This window comes from Burkholderia ubonensis subsp. mesacidophila (assembly GCF_002097715.1).
GTDB lineage: Bacteria > Pseudomonadota > Gammaproteobacteria > Burkholderiales > Burkholderiaceae > Burkholderia > Burkholderia mesacidophila.
In genome coordinates this window covers 1,353,000-1,368,159 of sequence record NZ_CP020737.1, presented here as the reverse complement: position 1 = coordinate 1,368,159, position 15,160 = coordinate 1,353,000, and the positions used below count along the sequence as shown (strand labels likewise).

Below are 15,160 nucleotides of genomic sequence, written 5' to 3'. Positions count from 1 at the left end.
CCAATTCAAGCGCGCCGATGGAAGTTGCACGCGCCGCCTGCGTGCCCGGTTCCATGCAGACGAATGCGCGGGCAGCGCGACGGCGTCGTCGCGTCAGAGCCCGCCCGCACGCCGGTACAAACGCCAGAACGATTGCGCATAGGATTGCGCGAGTTCGGGCGCGCGCTCGAACACGTTCACCGTTTCGGCGTGCGCCGGCGCACTGTCCGACAGCGTCGTCAGCACGACGTTGTCGTCGACGATCACGAACCGCGGCGCCGGTGCGTCGAGCCGCGTGTCGATCGCGACATCGATGCCCGCACCCTTCAGGTAGCCCGCGCCGCTGTACTTGCCGGCCCGCGCGGAGCGCGCCAGCACGACCCGCACCTCGACCCCGCGCCCGCGCGCGTCGCGCAGCGCGCCGGCCACCGCCGGCGGCACGTACGCGTAACCGGCCAGCAGCACGCGGCGCTGCGCGTTGCGGATCAGGCCGACGGTCGCGTCGGCCGCGGCGTTGTCATACGAAAAATACGCGCCGACCGACGCGGCGTCGGACGGAATCGGGGTGGCATGGGCGGTTGCCGCGCAGCACAGCGCGGCGAAGAGGAAAGCGGCGGGTTTCATGGCGGGCGCCATTGTAGCGATGCCATTTCGCGTGGCAAGCGCGCGCCGCCACGCTGCTGCGCCGGCGCAACACGGCGCGCCGGCAACGGGCGCGCTCAGCGTGCCGCGACGCGTGCGAGCCAGCTCGTCGCGCCGTCGATCGAACGGAAATCGGCGAGGCTGCGCGCCGGCAGCGCCGGATACGCGCCGGCCGCCATCTCGGCCAGTGCGCGGCCCGGGCCGAGTTCGAGAAAGGCCGTCGCGCCGGCCTCCACGCAAGCGGCGAGACAGGCCGCCCATTCGACCGGCTCGGCGATCTGGCGCGCGAGCTTGTCGAGCCCGTCGGCGACATCGAGCACCGACGCGCCGTCGATGCCCGCAAACAGCCGCGCGCCCGGCAGCGGCCGCCGCACGCGCACCGCGGCCAGCGATGCGCGAAACGCCGGCACCGCCGGCGCGAGCCGCGGCGTATGCGACGCGATGCGCACGCCTACCGGCGCCACGCGCGGCGCGCCGTCGCGCGACGCGTCCGCGGCTGCCGCCTCGACGTCGTCGCGCCGGCCGGCGATCACGAACGCGTCGCCCGGGTTGGCGATCGCGATCGCCGCGCCGCGGTTCGCGCACAAGCGCGCGAGATGGGTACGCGGCAAGCCGCGCACGAACGCCATCCGTTCGTCGCCGCCGCTCGCGGCGTCCATCGCGCGGGCGCGCGCATCGGCGAGGTCGAGCGCGTCGTGCGGATCGATCAGGCCCGCGACGCTCCACGACGCGACCTCGCCGACGCTGTAGCCGGCGATGCAGCGCCGGCGCGGCCACGCGGCTTCAAGCAGCGCGGCCGCGGCGAGCGCCTGCAGCGTGCACAGGATCTGCGCCGCGCGGTTTTCGTGCAGCGCAAACGGTGCGGCGTCGCGCACCCACGCGCGCGGGTCGCCGCCGAGCAGCCGGCCCGCGTGCGCGAACAGCGCGTCGGCCTGCGGCACGGCGCCGGTCAGGTCGAACATGTCCGCGCGCTGGCCGCCTTGCCCGGAGCACAGGATCACGAGCGTCATCGCGCCGCCCCGTCGCATTCCAGCAGGTTGACGAACACGCTCATCGCGAGCAGGTCGGCCGCGCCGCCCGGGCTCAGCCGCCGCGCGACGAACGCGCGATGCGCGGCGGCGGCGCGGCTGCGCCAGTCGGGCGCACGCACGCCGCCGCGCGCGACGAACGCGCGCGCGGTCGCCTGCGCGAACGCGAGGCCCGCCTGCCCGCCCCGGTGCAGCAGGTTCGTATCGTCGAGCGCGGCGATCAGTGCAAAGCACGCGTCGACGCGCGCCGCTTCCCGGTCGCCCGGCACGTCGCGCGCCGCACGGCGCAGCGCGAGCAGCCCGACCCGATACACGGTTTCGAATCCGCCGGCCGCTTCGCCGCGCGCGCCGCCGACGCCGTAGCGGCGGCTCGCGCGTTCGCCGTGGCTGCCGGGCAGCCGCGGCCCGCCGAGAATGTCCGCGCCCCAGCGGCGCGCGACCGACGCGCCGAGCGTCGGGCCGTGCGGCGCCGCATCCGGCCTGCCGCGACGGCCCGCCGCCGCGCACAGCAACCCGAGCCCGAAGATCGCGCCGCGATGCGTGTTGACGCCGCCCGTCGCGGCGAGCATCGCGTGCTCGGCGCGCAGGCCGATCTTGCGCAGCGCGGCCATTTCCGCGTCGCGCGCGCCCGCGTCGGCCAGTTCCGCGAAATACGGCCGCAATGCCTGCGCGCTGCGCGCGAACGTCGACGCATCCATGTCCGCATGGCTGCCTGCATCGACGTGGCTGACGAGCCCCGGTTTCGGATAGGTCTCGATCTCGAGCAGCAGGCTGCGCTCGGCGAGCGCCGCGATGCGTTCGGCCTCGGACTGCGCCGCCGGCAGCGCGCACAGCAGCACTGCAGCGCTCATTGCACGCTCCCGGCGAGGAAGCCTGCGGCCGAACCGAGTGCGACGCCGTCGGCCGTCTTGATCGCGACGTCCGGCAAGCCGGCGTGCAGTTCGCGCCAGTTGACGCCCGCGCCGTCGTCGCGCAGCAGTTCGCCGTCGACGTGCATCGGCGCGTGTGCGTCGATCGCCGCGAGTCCGTCGAGCAGCGTCGCGGCGTGCGCAATGCCCGGCAGCGGAAAGAACACGTCGAGATCCGACGCGCCGGTCAGGTACGGTTCGCCCGTCAGCGCCTGCCACGCGAGGCTGCCGAACACGCGCCCCTGCACGCCGCAGCGCGCGCCGAGCCCATCGAGGTCGAGCAGCGGTTGCCGCCACGCGGCGGGCGCGGCGCCGAGCACCGCGGCGAATGCCGGCGGCGCGCCGACCGACGCGAGCGCATCCGCGCCGACGCTGACCGCGATGCGCCGCTTGCCCGCCGACGGCGGCAGCGGGATGCCGAGCGGCACGCCGGAGTCACCGGACTCACCGGGCAGCGTGCGACGCACGACGAGCGGCCAGCCGCGTTCCGCCCATCGGCACACGGGCGCGTCGGCGGCGAGCGCCGCGTCGCGCGCGAACAGCGCCGCCCACCCCGCCGCCGTCAGCGTGACGAGGGTGTGGCGCCGCAGCGGCGCGTCACTGCGCGGCGCGAGCGAGTTCATATACGCGCTGCGCGACGTCCGCCGCGACCGGCCGGCCGCGCACGGCGCGCCGGTCGACGCGGTCGGCCGGGCGGTCGAGCCATTCGGCGACCTGCGCGTCGAGCCCGCGGGCCGGATCGAGCACCGCATCGACCGCGCCCATCTTCACGAGGTTGTCGAGCCCCGGCGCGAACACCGGCGTCGAGCGTGCCTTCTCCTTCAGCACGTCGAGCGGCAGCTTCGTCACGCGCGCCATCGACGGCAGGTCCATCACTTCGGGATCAGCGCCCGGCACCGCGAGCAGCGCGCGCGTCGCGAGCGCGGTCGCGATGAACGCGCCGGCCGCCGTGTGGCCGTACAGCAGGCCGATCGTCCGGTGCCCGGCGAGGTCCGCGTGCATCAGGCACTTCGCGAGATGCGACAGGCCTTCGTTCAGGCCGAGCAGTTCGTCGCGCTTGCTCATTCGCTGGCTGTCGCTGTCGACGAGCACGAGGATCGGCGTCGCGCCGCCGCGCTCGAGCGTGGCAAGCACATGCGACGCGAGCCGCAGCGCTTCGTCGATGCCGAACGGCAGCCGATCGGCGACGCCGATTACGTCGACGCGCGTGCCGGCCAGCTCCGCGTGGCCGGACAGCAGGCCGCCGTCGCGCACGATCGCGTGACCGTGCGGAAACAGCGACACGAGGACTTCATCGAGCGTCATGCGAAGACTCCTGGAGTTGGTCGGCAAGCGCGGCGAACGCAGCGTCCGGCATGCCGGGAATTTCCTCCGGCGCGCTCGCGCCGAGCGTGCGCCACACGTCGAGCGCATCGGCGCACGCGCCGAATCGCGCGACCCGCGCTTCGAGCCGCGCCTGTTCCGCGCGCAGCATCGCCGCGTCGAACGCCGGCGCGCGGCCGATCAGCTCGAGCGCAGCCGCGCGGAATGCGTCGGGCGTATCGGCGACGTAGCGGTCCGCGCCGCCGATCAGCCGCCGGTGCTTGCCGCCCATCGTGCGCCAGATCAGCGCACGGTCCTTCGCGTCGAATTCCTCGACGCCGCGATTGGTTTCGATCACTTCCGGCCCGGACACGCTGATGCGGCCCTGCTCCGACACCGCGAGCGCCGAGCAGCACGCGGCAAGCAGCCCGCCGCCGCCGTAGCAGCCGGCGCGCCCGCCGATCAGCCCGATCACCGGCACGCCGGCCGCGCGCGCGTCGACCAGCGCGCGCATGATCTCGGCGATCGCGAGCTCGCCCGCGTTCGCTTCCTGCAGCCGCACGCCGCCGGTGTCGAATAGGATCAGCACCGGCGCCGACGCCAGCTCGCGCGCGGCGCGCAGCAGGCCCGTGAGCTTCGCGCCGTGCACTTCGCCGAACGCGCCGCCCATGAAGCGGCCTTCCTGCGCGGCGACCAGCACCGGCTTGCCGTCGAGCAGGCCGCGCCCGACGACCATCCCGTCGTCGAATTGCTGCGGCAGGTCGAACAGCGGCAGATGCGGGCTCGTCACGCGCTCGGCCGGACCGAGGAATTCGATGAAGCTGCCCGCGTCGAGTAGGCCGTCGATGCGTTGCCGCGCGGAGGCCTCGTACCAGCTCGATGCATTTGCGACGAACGCGGGCGCGTCGCGGGTCATGTCGCGAGGATCGCTCATGCAGCCTCCCCTTCGATCGCGCGCACCGCCTGCGCGAGCCGCAGCGACACCATGTCGGGCCGCGCGCCGCCGTCGTTGATCGACAGCTTCAGGCCGCCCGGCGCGCGCCGCTCGACGAAATCGGACACCACCGCCTGCCAGACCGCGCCGAAGCCGACCGCAGCTGTCCGGATGTCGATCTCGCACGCGTTGCCCGGCAGCACCCGTTCGACCAGCACTTCGAGATTGCCGGACGCGACCACGCCGACGAGCGCCGTGGCCAGTTCGCCCTTCGCGCGCGTGCGCGCGGTGAAGCGATAGTTCAACTGTTCCATTACCGTGTCCTTACCAGTTGCGGAACCGCGCCGGCGGCGCGTACAGCCCGCCCGACCAGTGCACGAGATCCTTGATCGAGCGCGCGGCGAGCCAGCGGCGGTCCGCGTCGAGCGGATCGATGCCGAGATCCTCCGGGCGCCGGATCACGCCGCGCTCGCGCAGCCGCTCGACCATCTTCCGGTCGCGGCCGCGGCCGACTTCCGTATAGCCCGCGACGCCGCGAATCGCCTGCTCGCGCTCGTCCTTGTCGCGACACATCAGCAGGTTCGCGATCCCTTCCTCGGTGACGATGTGCGTGACGTCGTCGCCGTACACCATGATCGGCGCGAGATCGAGCTGCAGCTTGTCGGCGAGCTTCAGCGCGTCGAGCTTCTCGACGAACATCGGCACGTTCTTGTCGCCGAAGGTCTCGCCGATCTGCACGACGAGCTTGCGGCCGCGCCGCAGCGCCGCCGGCGTGTCGGGGTCGCTTTCCGCGCCGGCCTTCAGCCACGGCTCGCTCGGATGGCGTCGGCCGCGCGCGTCGCTGCCCATGTTCGGCGCGCCGCCGAAGCCGGCGATGCGCTCGGCCGTGACCGTCGACGAATGGCCGGACAGGTCGATCTGCAGCGTCGAGCCGATGAACATGTCGCACGCGTAGAGGCCGGCCGTCTGGCAGAACGCGCGGTTCGAGCGCAGCGAGCCGTCGGGGCCGGTGAACCACACGTCGGAGCGCGCGCGGATGTAGTCGTCCATCCCGACCTCGGAGCCGAAGCAGTGGATCTGCTCGACCCAGCCCGACTCGATCGCGGGGATCAGCGTCGGGTGCGGATTGAGCGCCCAGTGCGTGCCGACCTTGCCCTTCAGCCCGAGCTTCTCGCCGTAGGTCGGCAGCAGCAGCTCGATCGCGGCGGTGTTGAAGCCGATCCCGTGGTTCAGGCGCTTGATGCCGTACGGCTGGTAGATGCCCTTGAGCGCGAGCATCGCGGTCAGGATCTGGGTCTCGGTGATCGCGGCCGGGTCGCGCGTGAACAGCGGCTCGACATAGAACGGCCGCCCGGCCTCGACGACGAAATGCACGCGGTCGCCCGGGATGTCGACGCGCGGCACCTTGTCGACGATGCGATCGACCTGCGCGATCACGATGCCGTCCTTGAAGGCGGTGGCCTCGACGACCGTCGGCGTGTCCTCGGTGTTCGGGCCCGTGTACAGGTTGCCGTCGGCGTCGGCGCTGACCGCGGCGATCAGCGCGACCTGCGGCGTGAGGTCGATGAAGTAGCGCGCGAACAGTTCGAGATAGGTGTGCACCGCGCCGAGCGCGATCTTGCCGCCGAACAGCAGCTTCGCGATCCGCTGCGACTGCGGGCCCGAATACGCGAAATCGAGGCGCTTCGCGATGCCGCGCTCGAATACGTCGAGATGCTCGGGCAGTACGACGCCCGACTGCACCATGTGCAGGTCGTGCACCTTCGCGCTGTCGACGTCGGCGAGCGCCGTCGCGAGCAGGTCGGCCTGCTTCTGGTTGTCGCCTTCGAGGCAGACCCGGTCGCCGGGCCGCAGGACCGCTTCCAGCAATGCCACGGCGTCGCGCGCGTCGACCCGCTTGCCCTGCGCGAAAGGCGCGCCGGCCGCGAGGCGTGCATCGCGCGCAAGTCGCGCGTGATTCCATCCCGTCATAGAGTTCTCCTGCCAAGCCTGCTCGTGATTCGGTTCAGCGGCATTCTAAGCCGGCCGCCGCCGCCGATTGATGATGATGTCCAATGCGACCCAGAGGCCGCCGCGATGGGTGGGCTCACGCGCCGACCAGCGCGCGCGTCGTGAAGAACAGCACCGACGGCCCGAGCAGGCAGCCGACGCCGGTATGGAACGTCGCGACCAGCGCGCCGTAAGGCACGAGCCGGCGGTCGGTCGCGGCGAGGCCCGCGCTCACGCCGCTCACGGTGCCCGCGAGGCCGCCGAAGATCATCGCGGAGCGCGGCGTCTTCAGCCCCATGAAATTGGCCGCGAGCGGCGTGCCGACCATCACGATGATCGCCTTCACGAGCCCGGTCGCGATGCTGAGCGCGATTACGTCCGAGCTCGCGCCGATCGCCGCGCCCGTGACCGGCCCGACGATGTAGGTGACCGCGCCCGCGCCGATCGTCGTCATGCTGACCGCATCGGTATAGCCGAACGCGCGGGCGACGCACGCGCCGACGATGAACGGCAGCACGGTGCCGAGCAGGAGCGACAGCACGCCGACCAGCCCGGCCTTCTTCGCCTCGGCCGGCTGCACTTCGAACGCGGTCGCGACGATCGCGAAATCGCGCAGCATCGCGCCACCCATCAGGCCGACGCCGGCGAACAGCGGCACGTCGGCGATCCCCTTCTCGCCGCCGGTGAACGCGCCGCCGGCATACGCGAGCGCGAGGCCGATCAGGATCGCGATCGCCGAGCCGTGCACGCGGCCGAACGTGAGCTTGCGCGACGCGATCGACGCGAGCCACATGACCAGGCCGACCAGCGCGAACGACGCGACGAGACCGTTGTGGGCGACGGTTTTTTCGAGCATCTGTAGCATCGCGGCCTCCGTCATTGCTGGTCGAATTGCGGGACGACGGCGAACGCCGTGTCGTCGCGGCCGGTGCGCGCGAGCACCGCGATGCAGCCCGCGCAGATCACGACCGCGCCGACGGCGGCCAGCAGCGCGACCGGCCCGCCCTTCAGCGCGGCGACGACGTTCTGGTTCGCGGCCATCGCGACGACGACCGGGATGTACATCGCGCCCCAGAAGCCGACGCCCGCCTCGGTCTCCTTCGGCAGCCAGCCGCGGCGGTGCAGGGTCAGGCGCAGGCCGATCAGCAGCAGCATCGCGATGCCGACGCCGCCGACGTTGGTCTTCACGCCGATCGCGGCGCCCAGCAGGTCGCCGAGGAACAGCCCGGCCAGGTGGCAGAACGCCAGCAGCGCGGTTCCGTAGATGATCATGAGTCTCGTCTCCTTCCAGGTGTCTGCCGCGACGGTGCGCCGCGGCCCCGGCGGCTCGTCGTGCGAGCGCATTCTCGGGCGGTCGATGGGATGATGCGGCTTCGGGTCCGCGCCCGGATGCCGTAGACTGCCCGAAGCAGCCGCCGGCGCGGGGCGTGAACCGATACTAGCGCCGCAAAATCCGGCCATTTATGAAGTTGTCGAAACCGATTCAGTGGGTTTAGCAATGCGTCCGTTACCGCCCGAGCTGCTGCGCAGCTTCGTCGCCGTCGCCCAGTCCGGCAGCTTCACCGCCGCGTCCGAGCGCGTGAACCTGTCGCAGTCCACCGTCAGCCAGCACATCCGCCGCCTCGAGGAGCTGCTCGACCGGCCGCTGTTCGAGCGCGACACCCGCAACGTGCGCCTGTCGCAGCACGGCGATGCCCTCTTCCGCTATGCGGTGCGCATCCTCGAGCTGATGGACGAGGCCGTCACGTCGGTGTGCGGGCCGCCGCTGTCGGGCAAGGTGCGGCTCGCGATGTCGGAGGATTTCGCGTCGGCGCACCTGACCGCCGCGCTCGCGAGCTTCGTGCAGCGCAACCCGGAAGTCGAGCTGGCGATCGCGACCGGGCTGTCCGGCGACCTGTTCGACGCGCTCGACGAAGGCCGCCACGACCTGGTGTTCGCGAAACGGATCGCCGGCAGCCGGCGCGGCCGCGTGATCCGCAGCGAGCCGCTGTACTGGTGCACCGGCCCCGATTCGCGGATCACCGGCCACGAGGCCGTGCTGCCGCTCGCCATGCATCCGGAGCCGAGCGTGTCGCGGCGCCGGGTGCTCGAAACGCTCGATGCGATCGGCCGGCCGTACCGGATCGCGGTGGTGAGCAGCAGCGTCGCGGTGCTGCGTGCGGCCGCCAGCGCGGGGCTCGGGGTCAGCGCGTTCGCGGGCTACGTGATCCCGGCCGGACTCGCGCGGCTCGACGCGGGGCTGCCCGAGCTCGGCGAGCTCGAATACGTGATCGACCGCCCCGCCGCCGCGTCGCGCTCGACGCTCGCGCTGGAGGCGACGCTGGTCGCCGCCGCGGCCGAGCTGTAAGGCGGGGGCGCAACGCCCCGGCCGGGCGGCCTGCCCCGCGCCCGCCGCCGCTGACAATCCTGCCCGGGACGCGTCAGCGTCCGCGCAGCACCCGCTCGCGACAATGGGACCCATCGGAACGCACGGCCTTGCGCCGCCCGTCCGTTGTCCCGTCCCCTCTTTCGGAGCGCTCCATGAACGTAATGCGATTCGTCGTCGCGGCTGCCGCCGCCGCGCTGCTGTCCCCCGCCTTTGCCCAGACCGATGCGACGCCGCCCGCGCAGGGCAAGAACCGCGCGGAAGTCCTCGCCGAACTGAAGCAGGCCTATCTCGAGGGCGACTTGCCGACCACCGACGCCGACTATCCGCCGAGCGACGCGACCCGCGCGCGCAACCGCGAGCGGCTCGACGCCGTGCGGCCCGCGTGGGCGATGCAGGCGCGGCAGCCGGCGTCACAGCAGTAAGCGCCGCGCGCGCCGCAACCGCTCAGGGCAGGAAGCTGCGCCGCCGCGCGTCGATCAGCTCGACGAGCAGCCGGTCGCGTTCGGCCGCGAGTTCCTGCATCGAGCGCGCACCCTGGATCGAGCCGAGTTCGTCGATCAGCTTGCGGTCGACGTCCGGATCGAACGACGGCGTGCCGAGATCGTCCCACCAGCTCGTCATCGGGCCGGACAGATGCTCGAGGAAGTGCGCGATCCCGCCCGCGCCGCCGCCGAGGTGATAGGTCAGGCACTGCCCCATCAGCCCCCAGCGCAGCCCCGGCCCCCATGCGACCGCCTTGTCCGCGTCGGCGACGCTGACGACGCCCTCGCCGACGAGGTGATACACCTCGCGGAACAGCGCGGCCGCGAGCCGGTTCGCGACGTGGCCGGCCATCTCCTTGTTGAGGACGATCGTCTCCTTGCCGAGCGCGTCGTAGAACGCCTTCGCGCGCGCGATCGTGTCCGGGGCGGTGACCGCGCCGCCGACCAGCTCGACGAGCGGGATCAGGTGCGGCGGATTGAACGGATGCGCGATCAGGCAGCGCTCCGGGTGCTTCGCGCACGCGGTCTGGATGTCGGACATCTTGAGGCCCGACGAGCTCGAGGCGATCAGCACGTGCGCGGGCAGCGCGTCGTCCAACTGCCGGTACAGCTCACGCTTCAGGTCGAGCCGCTCGGGGCCGTTCTCCTGCACGAAATCGACGCCATCGAGCGCGCGCGGCAGGTCGGCGTCGAACGCGAGCCGCTGCGTCAGCGCCGCGGCCTCGTCGCCGAGAAACGCGGCGAGCGCGTCGCGCAGCCGCGTTTCGGCGTCCGGTGCGGGATCGGTCGCGACGACGTCGAATCCCTTCGACAGATAGAAAGCCGCCCAGCTCGCGCCAATCACGCCGGCGCCGACGACGGCGATGCGTCGGATGTTCTTGTTCATGTCGTTACGTTTCCTTGGATGGCGCGGCGATTGTCGCATCGATTCGTGCGCGCGCACCTGACGCAGCCCCCTTGAAATGCGCGGCGGCGGCCACTAATTACGTGCCGTGAGCGCAGTCGCGCACTACGCGCTGCGCGTTTCGACGACCTGAAGCACGTCTGGCCGACGAGCCTGCGCGCGTCGCGCAGCGGCGTCGCCAGCCCGTCTGTTACGGAGGACACGACCATGAGCGGTTTCCCATTCGGCAACGACATCTTCAATGAACTGGCCCGCATGCAGCGCCAGATGACGGACCTGTTCGGCGAAGCGCCGTCGAGCATCCGCGCGGCGCGGCAAGGCGCGTTCCCCGCGCTGAACGTCGGCGCGACCGACGATGCGATCGAGATCGTCGTGTTCGCGCCCGGCATGGCCGCGGCGGACTTCGACGTGTCGATCGACAAGGACCTGCTGACGATCAGCGGCGAACGCAAGCCCGCGCCGCGCAGCAAAGGCGACGACGTGCGCACGTATGCGCAGGAGCGCTTCCACGGCGCGTTCCGCCGCGTCGTCGAGCTGCCGCGCAACGCCGACGCCGACAACGTGAGCGCGCGCTACGAGAACGGCTGCCTGCTGATCCGCGTCGGCCGGCGCGAAACGTCGAAGCCGCGCGCGATCGCGGTCCACTGATCACGAGGAGATCGAAATGAACACCAGCCAGCCACTTGCCGAACGTCAATCGGCCAACGTCCAGCCCGGCGCCGCTGCAACGACCGCGCGTCAACCCGCGCTCGCGCCGGCCGTCGACATCGTCGAGGACCGCCACGGCGTCACGCTGCGCGCGGACCTGCCCGGCGTGCCGCGCGAAAACCTCGACGTAAAGGTGCATGACAACACGTTGTCGATCGACGCGCAGGTGCACATCGACCTGCCCGCCGAGCTGCGGGTCCGGCACGCCGAACTGCGTGCACCGCGTTTCGCGCGCGCGTTCACGCTGAGCCCGGATCTCGATACGTCGAACATCGTCGCGAACCTGCGCGACGGCGTGCTGACGCTGACGATCCCGCTGCGCGAAGCGGCGCAGCCGCGCCGCATCGAGGTCGCGGCCGGCAACGCGTGACGCCGTAGCGGCCCGCACGTGACATGCCCCGTCAGGCACACAGCCGGACGGGGCATTTTTCATTGTGCGGCTGGCACGCGCTCAATCGAAATCGAAGATGTCGAACACCGATTTCTTGCGGCGGTGCGGCTCGTGGCGGCGGTCGCGGCCCCACGCGTCGTCGTGGTCGCGATGCGCGTGTGCGTCGCGCCGGCCGGACGTGCCGTCGACGCCACGCGCGATCAGCTTGTCGAGCTCGCCGCGATCGAGCCACACGCCGCGGCATGCGGGGCAATAGTCGATCTCGATCGACTGACGTTCGGCAAGCAGCAGGTCGGGTGTCTTGCAGACCGGGCATTTCATCGTGAAGCTCCTTTTGGTGCGAATCGTGCAGGTGGGAAATCGCGGCGACATGCCGCGCGTTCAGCGGCCGGACGCGTGCGCCGCACGCTTCGCCTTCGCGCGCCGCGCCAGCATGTTCATGCCCTCGACGAACGCCGAGAACGCCATCGCAGCGTAGATGTAGCCCTTCGGCACGTGCGAACCGAAGCCTTCGGCGATCAGCGTCATGCCGATCACGACGAGGAACGACAGCGCGAGCATCACGACCGTCGGGTTGCGGTCGATGAAGCGTGCGAGCGGCTGCGCGGCGAACAGCATCACGGTCACGGCGGCGATCACCGCGACGAACATGATCGGGATGTGCTCGGTCATGCCGATCGCGGTCACGATGCTGTCGATCGAGAACACGATGTCGAGCATCAGGATCTGGCCGACCGCCGCCCACATCGTCAGGCCGACCGCGCCGTTCGATGCTTCGCCGCCGCTGCCGTCGTGCGACACGTGATGATGGATCTCGGTGGTCGCCTTCCAGACGAGGAACAGGCCGCCCGCGAGCAGGATCATGTCGCGCCACGAGAACGCATGGTCGAACAGCGAGAACACCGGCTCGGTGAGACGCGCGATCCACGCGACGGTGCCGAGCAGCGCGAGCCGCATCACCAGCGCAAGGCCGATGCCGAGCCGCTGCGCGCGGGCGCGCTGCGCCTCGGGCAGCTTGTTGCTGAGGATCGAGATGAAGATCAGGTTGTCGATGCCGAGCACGACTTCCATCACGACGAGCGTCAGGAGCGCGGCCCAGACGGCGGGATCGGCGGCAAGCGTCAGCAGAGTGTCCATGAGGTTCGGGGAACGAAGGTGGAAAACCCGATTATCGGCATCCGCAGGCTTCGAAAAAATCAGCGACAATCTGATCTTTGGTTCGGTTTTTCCGATATATCGATCCGATGCTGAATTTTCGACATCTGTACTACTTCTGGGTCGTCGTGAAGGAAGGCGGCTTCGCGCGCGCGGCCGAACGGCTCGACATGGCGGTGCAGACGATCAGCGCGCAGGTGCGCGAGCTGGAGAAGTCGCTCGGCCATCAGCTGCTCGGGCCGGCGGGACGCGGCGTCGCGATGACCGACGCCGGCCGCGCGGCGTTCGCGCGCGCGGAGGCGATCTTCGAGCTCGGACGGCGGATTCCCGACGAGGTGCGCGCCGCCGCGAGCCAGCCGACGGTGCGGCTCGCGGTCGGCCTGTCGGACGGCATCTCGAAGCTGGCCGCGCATGCGACACTCGCGCCGGTGCTCGGCACGCCCGCGCTGCGGCTGCTGTGCCATGAAGGCGAACACGACGCGCTGCTCGCGGAGCTCGCGCTGCACCATCTCGACCTGGTGCTCGCGGGCCAGGGCGCGCCGCCCAATGCGAACCTGCGGGTGACGAGCGAGCGGCTCGTCGCGTCGCCGGTCGACTGGTATGGCCCCGCCGCGCTCGTCACGCAGGCCGCGCGCCAGCGCTTTCCGCAGTGCCTCGCCGAGCTGCCGCTGCTGCTGCCGACCACGCATTCCGCGCTGCGCGAGCGGCTCGACCGCTGGCTGGAAGCGGAACGCATCGTGCCGCGCATCGCCGGCGAATTCGAGGACAGCGCGCTGATGGCGGTGTTCGCGGCGCGCGGCCTCGGCGTGTTTCCGTTGAGCGAACTGGGCGCGAACGATGCGTCGCTGCTGAGGGGATTGCGGCGGCTGGGGCGCGCCGGCGACGTGACCGAGGAAATCCACGCGATCCGCTCGCGGCGCGGCGAGCATCATCCGCTGACGTCGCAAGTGCTCGCCGTCGCGCGCGGTGCGCGAGGCCGCTGACGCGAGCATGACGTCAAACGAAACTATAATAGCGCCCCGGCCACACGAGATTGCCTCGCGCCCGTCGTGTACCTTCTTGCCGGCCGCGCGCTTGCGCGGCGGCATCCATCCGACCTTCGCGCAACATGCGCGCAGTCCCGGCGAGGCAACCGGCCGAGCCTTTTGAAAGACGCCATGCACAACCGAATTCGCCTGTTCTCCGTTTCGTGCGCGCTCGCGGCTGCGACCGTGCTGGCGGCGTGCTCGTCGCCGCCCAAGCCGATCTATCAGCAGGAGCAGTTCGACGTGACGAGCAGCCCGTACTCGCACACGTTTCACGCGAAATCCGACGCGACCTGCGAAGCCGCGCGCCGCGCGCTGCTGAGCCAGGGCTATGTCGCGTCGTCGTCCCGTTCCGACGCGATCGACGGCAGCAAGAATTTCCAGCCGAACAACGACATGCACGTCGTGATCGAATTTCACGTCGTGTGCGCGGACGCGAACGCGGACGGCACGTCGAGCATCGCGTACGTGAACGCGGTGCAGGACCGCTACACGCTCAAGAAGTCCAACACGTCGGCGAGCGTCGGCCTCAGCGTGTTCGGCTCGCTGTCGCTGCCGATCGGCTCGAGCGACGACGCGCTCGTGAAGACCGCGAGCGAGACGATTCCGGCCGGCGTGTTCTACGAGCGCTTCTTCAACCTCGTCGACCATTTCCTGAAAGTCGATCCGACCCGCCGCGACCGCGCGACCGTCAAGGCCGCGGAGAAGGAACACGTCGCGCCGCTGCCCGAGCCCGCACCGACGCCGCAGGGCGAACCGATCAAGATGACGACGCCGGCCGTGCCGACGCCGGCCGCGCCGCCGGTGCCGGCCTCCGCTGCCGCGCCGGCGGCCGGCGCGCCGGGTTCCGCGGTGGCGGTTCCGGCTGCGCGGGCTGCCGCTCCGGTGCAGGCATCCGGTGCGGCGGCCGCAGCAGCCTCGGCAGTCGCGCCGGCCGCTGCCGGCTTGCCCGCGTCGGCCCCGGTTTCCGCGTCGGCGGCAGTGCCTGCGTCGGCCCCCGCTCCCGCATCGGCGGCCGCGTCCAAGCCGGCTTCTGCATCGGCGGCCGCACCTGCGTCCGCTGCGGCTCCCGCATCCGCGCCTGCACCAGCGTCCACGCCGGCTCCCGCATCGGCTGCCGCCCCTGCTTCCGCTCCCGTTCATGCGCCCGCTCAGGCCCCGGTCTCGACCACGCCAGCCGACAAGACGCCCGCACCCTCGCCCGTCACGACCATCGAGGCCGCTGCGCCGATGTCGCCGGACGCGCGCCGCGCAGGCTGAGTCACGTCCGGTCGACGCCCGCGCCGCCGCTCGCGCGGCGCGGCGTCACGCAAACGCCCTTCACTTCCCCTTTTCCGTTTCACAC

Annotated in this window: 19 protein-coding genes; 6 read left to right on the top strand and 13 right to left on the bottom strand. The window is 71.3% G+C overall.

The window, feature by feature from the left end; all coding sequences use genetic code 11:
* Window positions 1-93: 93 nt before the first annotated feature.
* The 10 genes from B7P44_RS06555 to madL form a co-directional block, all read right to left on the bottom strand.
* Window positions 94-615, bottom strand: a complete 522-nt coding sequence (locus B7P44_RS06555) for a phospholipase D-like domain-containing protein (RefSeq protein ID WP_084901981.1) — start codon at window positions 613-615, stop codon at window positions 94-96.
* An 83-nt stretch (window positions 616-698) separates the two neighbouring features.
* Window positions 699-1,631, bottom strand: coding sequence for an acyltransferase domain-containing protein (locus B7P44_RS06550; RefSeq protein WP_084906472.1), 933 nt, complete (start codon window positions 1,629-1,631; stop codon window positions 699-701).
* A complete protein-coding gene (mdcB, locus tag B7P44_RS06545) occupies window positions 1,628-2,500 on the bottom strand; it encodes a triphosphoribosyl-dephospho-CoA synthase MdcB (protein WP_084901979.1) in 873 nt (290 codons plus the stop codon). The genes B7P44_RS06550 and mdcB overlap by 4 nt, the downstream gene beginning before the upstream one ends.
* Entirely contained in the window at window positions 2,497-3,180 is a 684-nt protein-coding gene (gene mdcG, locus B7P44_RS06540; protein WP_084901977.1) for a malonate decarboxylase holo-[acyl-carrier-protein] synthase, read from the bottom strand. Before mdcG ends, mdcB begins: the two co-directional genes overlap by 4 nt.
* Window positions 3,155-3,862, bottom strand: a complete 708-nt coding sequence (gene mdcE / locus B7P44_RS06535; protein ID WP_084901975.1) for a biotin-independent malonate decarboxylase subunit gamma — start codon at window positions 3,860-3,862, stop codon at window positions 3,155-3,157. The genes mdcG and mdcE overlap by 26 nt, the downstream gene beginning before the upstream one ends.
* On the bottom strand, window positions 3,849-4,793 hold the full coding sequence (locus B7P44_RS06530; protein WP_084901972.1) for a biotin-independent malonate decarboxylase subunit beta: 945 nt from the start codon (window positions 4,791-4,793) through the stop codon (window positions 3,849-3,851). The genes mdcE and B7P44_RS06530 overlap by 14 nt, the downstream gene beginning before the upstream one ends.
* A complete protein-coding gene (mdcC, locus tag B7P44_RS06525; protein ID WP_084901970.1) occupies window positions 4,790-5,107 on the bottom strand; it encodes a malonate decarboxylase acyl carrier protein in 318 nt (105 codons plus the stop codon). The genes B7P44_RS06530 and mdcC overlap by 4 nt, the downstream gene beginning before the upstream one ends.
* A gap of 10 nt (window positions 5,108-5,117) precedes the next feature.
* The gene (mdcA, locus tag B7P44_RS06520) at window positions 5,118-6,764 is read right to left on the bottom strand and encodes a malonate decarboxylase subunit alpha (protein WP_084901967.1); all 1,647 of its coding nucleotides are present in this window, start codon (window positions 6,762-6,764) and stop codon (window positions 5,118-5,120) included.
* Between the two features lie 115 nt (window positions 6,765-6,879).
* Entirely contained in the window at window positions 6,880-7,647 is a 768-nt protein-coding gene (madM, locus tag B7P44_RS06515; protein WP_084906470.1) for a malonate transporter subunit MadM, read from the bottom strand.
* 11 nt (window positions 7,648-7,658) lie between these two features.
* Window positions 7,659-8,054, bottom strand: coding sequence for a malonate transporter subunit MadL (gene madL, locus B7P44_RS06510; protein WP_084906469.1), 396 nt, complete (start codon window positions 8,052-8,054; stop codon window positions 7,659-7,661).
* A gap of 226 nt (window positions 8,055-8,280) precedes the next feature.
* Here madL and B7P44_RS06505 point away from each other — a divergent pair, with 226 nt between their 5' ends.
* Together B7P44_RS06505 and B7P44_RS06500 are read left to right on the top strand one after the other, a co-directional pair.
* Complete coding sequence (locus tag B7P44_RS06505) at window positions 8,281-9,129, top strand: LysR substrate-binding domain-containing protein (RefSeq protein WP_084901965.1); 849 nt, start codon at window positions 8,281-8,283, stop codon at window positions 9,127-9,129.
* A 173-nt stretch (window positions 9,130-9,302) separates the two neighbouring features.
* Complete coding sequence (locus tag B7P44_RS06500; protein ID WP_084901962.1) at window positions 9,303-9,572, top strand: DUF4148 domain-containing protein; 270 nt, start codon at window positions 9,303-9,305, stop codon at window positions 9,570-9,572.
* A gap of 22 nt (window positions 9,573-9,594) precedes the next feature.
* Here B7P44_RS06500 and B7P44_RS06495 read toward each other — a convergent pair whose 3' ends face one another.
* Complete coding sequence (locus B7P44_RS06495; RefSeq protein ID WP_084901960.1) at window positions 9,595-10,518, bottom strand: 3-hydroxyacyl-CoA dehydrogenase NAD-binding domain-containing protein; 924 nt, start codon at window positions 10,516-10,518, stop codon at window positions 9,595-9,597.
* A 225-nt stretch (window positions 10,519-10,743) separates the two neighbouring features.
* Here B7P44_RS06495 and B7P44_RS06490 point away from each other — a divergent pair, with 225 nt between their 5' ends.
* Entirely contained in the window at window positions 10,744-11,184 is a 441-nt protein-coding gene (locus B7P44_RS06490) for an Hsp20/alpha crystallin family protein (protein WP_084901957.1), read from the top strand.
* A gap of 16 nt (window positions 11,185-11,200) precedes the next feature.
* Entirely contained in the window at window positions 11,201-11,614 is a 414-nt protein-coding gene (locus tag B7P44_RS06485; RefSeq protein WP_084901955.1) for an Hsp20/alpha crystallin family protein, read from the top strand.
* Window positions 11,615-11,695: 81 nt separating this feature from the next.
* Here the strand turns inward: B7P44_RS06485 and B7P44_RS06480 are convergent, their stop codons facing one another.
* A complete protein-coding gene (locus B7P44_RS06480) occupies window positions 11,696-11,956 on the bottom strand; it encodes a TFIIB-type zinc ribbon-containing protein (RefSeq protein WP_084901952.1) in 261 nt (86 codons plus the stop codon).
* A gap of 60 nt (window positions 11,957-12,016) precedes the next feature.
* Window positions 12,017-12,772: a TerC family protein gene (locus tag B7P44_RS06475; RefSeq protein ID WP_084901950.1), complete on the bottom strand. Its 756-nt coding sequence runs from the start codon at window positions 12,770-12,772 to the stop codon at window positions 12,017-12,019.
* A 107-nt stretch (window positions 12,773-12,879) separates the two neighbouring features.
* Here B7P44_RS06475 and B7P44_RS06470 point away from each other — a divergent pair, with 107 nt between their 5' ends.
* A complete protein-coding gene (locus B7P44_RS06470) occupies window positions 12,880-13,773 on the top strand; it encodes a LysR family transcriptional regulator (protein ID WP_084901947.1) in 894 nt (297 codons plus the stop codon).
* A gap of 174 nt (window positions 13,774-13,947) precedes the next feature.
* Complete coding sequence (locus B7P44_RS06465) at window positions 13,948-15,075, top strand: DUF2242 domain-containing protein (RefSeq protein WP_084901945.1); 1,128 nt, start codon at window positions 13,948-13,950, stop codon at window positions 15,073-15,075.
* Window positions 15,076-15,160: the final 85 nt, after the last annotated feature.

What these genes read in the sequence shown, in the direction of transcription:
- B7P44_RS06555 (WP_084901981.1), bottom strand. Translation starts at nt 615, where the DNA reads ATGGCGCCCGCCATGAAACCCGCCGCTTTCCTCTTCGCCGCGCTGTGC.
- B7P44_RS06550 (WP_084906472.1), bottom strand. Translation starts at nt 1,631, where the DNA reads ATGACGCTCGTGATCCTGTGCTCCGGGCAAGGCGGCCAGCGCGCGGAC.
- mdcB (WP_084901979.1), bottom strand. Translation starts at nt 2,500, where the DNA reads ATGAGCGCTGCAGTGCTGCTGTGCGCGCTGCCGGCGGCGCAGTCCGAG.
- mdcG (WP_084901977.1), bottom strand. Translation starts at nt 3,180, where the DNA reads ATGAACTCGCTCGCGCCGCGCAGTGACGCGCCGCTGCGGCGCCACACC.
- mdcE (WP_084901975.1), bottom strand. Translation starts at nt 3,862, where the DNA reads ATGACGCTCGATGAAGTCCTCGTGTCGCTGTTTCCGCACGGTCACGCG.
- B7P44_RS06530 (WP_084901972.1), bottom strand. Translation starts at nt 4,793, where the DNA reads ATGAGCGATCCTCGCGACATGACCCGCGACGCGCCCGCGTTCGTCGCA.
- mdcC (WP_084901970.1), bottom strand. Translation starts at nt 5,107, where the DNA reads ATGGAACAGTTGAACTATCGCTTCACCGCGCGCACGCGCGCGAAGGGC.
- mdcA (WP_084901967.1), bottom strand. Translation starts at nt 6,764, where the DNA reads ATGACGGGATGGAATCACGCGCGACTTGCGCGCGATGCACGCCTCGCG.
- madM (WP_084906470.1), bottom strand. Translation starts at nt 7,647, where the DNA reads ATGCTACAGATGCTCGAAAAAACCGTCGCCCACAACGGTCTCGTCGCG.
- madL (WP_084906469.1), bottom strand. Translation starts at nt 8,054, where the DNA reads ATGATCATCTACGGAACCGCGCTGCTGGCGTTCTGCCACCTGGCCGGG.
- B7P44_RS06505 (WP_084901965.1), top strand. Translation starts at nt 8,281, where the DNA reads ATGCGTCCGTTACCGCCCGAGCTGCTGCGCAGCTTCGTCGCCGTCGCC.
- B7P44_RS06500 (WP_084901962.1), top strand. Translation starts at nt 9,303, where the DNA reads ATGAACGTAATGCGATTCGTCGTCGCGGCTGCCGCCGCCGCGCTGCTG.
- B7P44_RS06495 (WP_084901960.1), bottom strand. Translation starts at nt 10,518, where the DNA reads ATGAACAAGAACATCCGACGCATCGCCGTCGTCGGCGCCGGCGTGATT.
- B7P44_RS06490 (WP_084901957.1), top strand. Translation starts at nt 10,744, where the DNA reads ATGAGCGGTTTCCCATTCGGCAACGACATCTTCAATGAACTGGCCCGC.
- B7P44_RS06485 (WP_084901955.1), top strand. Translation starts at nt 11,201, where the DNA reads ATGAACACCAGCCAGCCACTTGCCGAACGTCAATCGGCCAACGTCCAG.
- B7P44_RS06480 (WP_084901952.1), bottom strand. Translation starts at nt 11,956, where the DNA reads ATGAAATGCCCGGTCTGCAAGACACCCGACCTGCTGCTTGCCGAACGT.
- B7P44_RS06475 (WP_084901950.1), bottom strand. Translation starts at nt 12,772, where the DNA reads ATGGACACTCTGCTGACGCTTGCCGCCGATCCCGCCGTCTGGGCCGCG.
- B7P44_RS06470 (WP_084901947.1), top strand. Translation starts at nt 12,880, where the DNA reads ATGCTGAATTTTCGACATCTGTACTACTTCTGGGTCGTCGTGAAGGAA.
- B7P44_RS06465 (WP_084901945.1), top strand. Translation starts at nt 13,948, where the DNA reads ATGCACAACCGAATTCGCCTGTTCTCCGTTTCGTGCGCGCTCGCGGCT.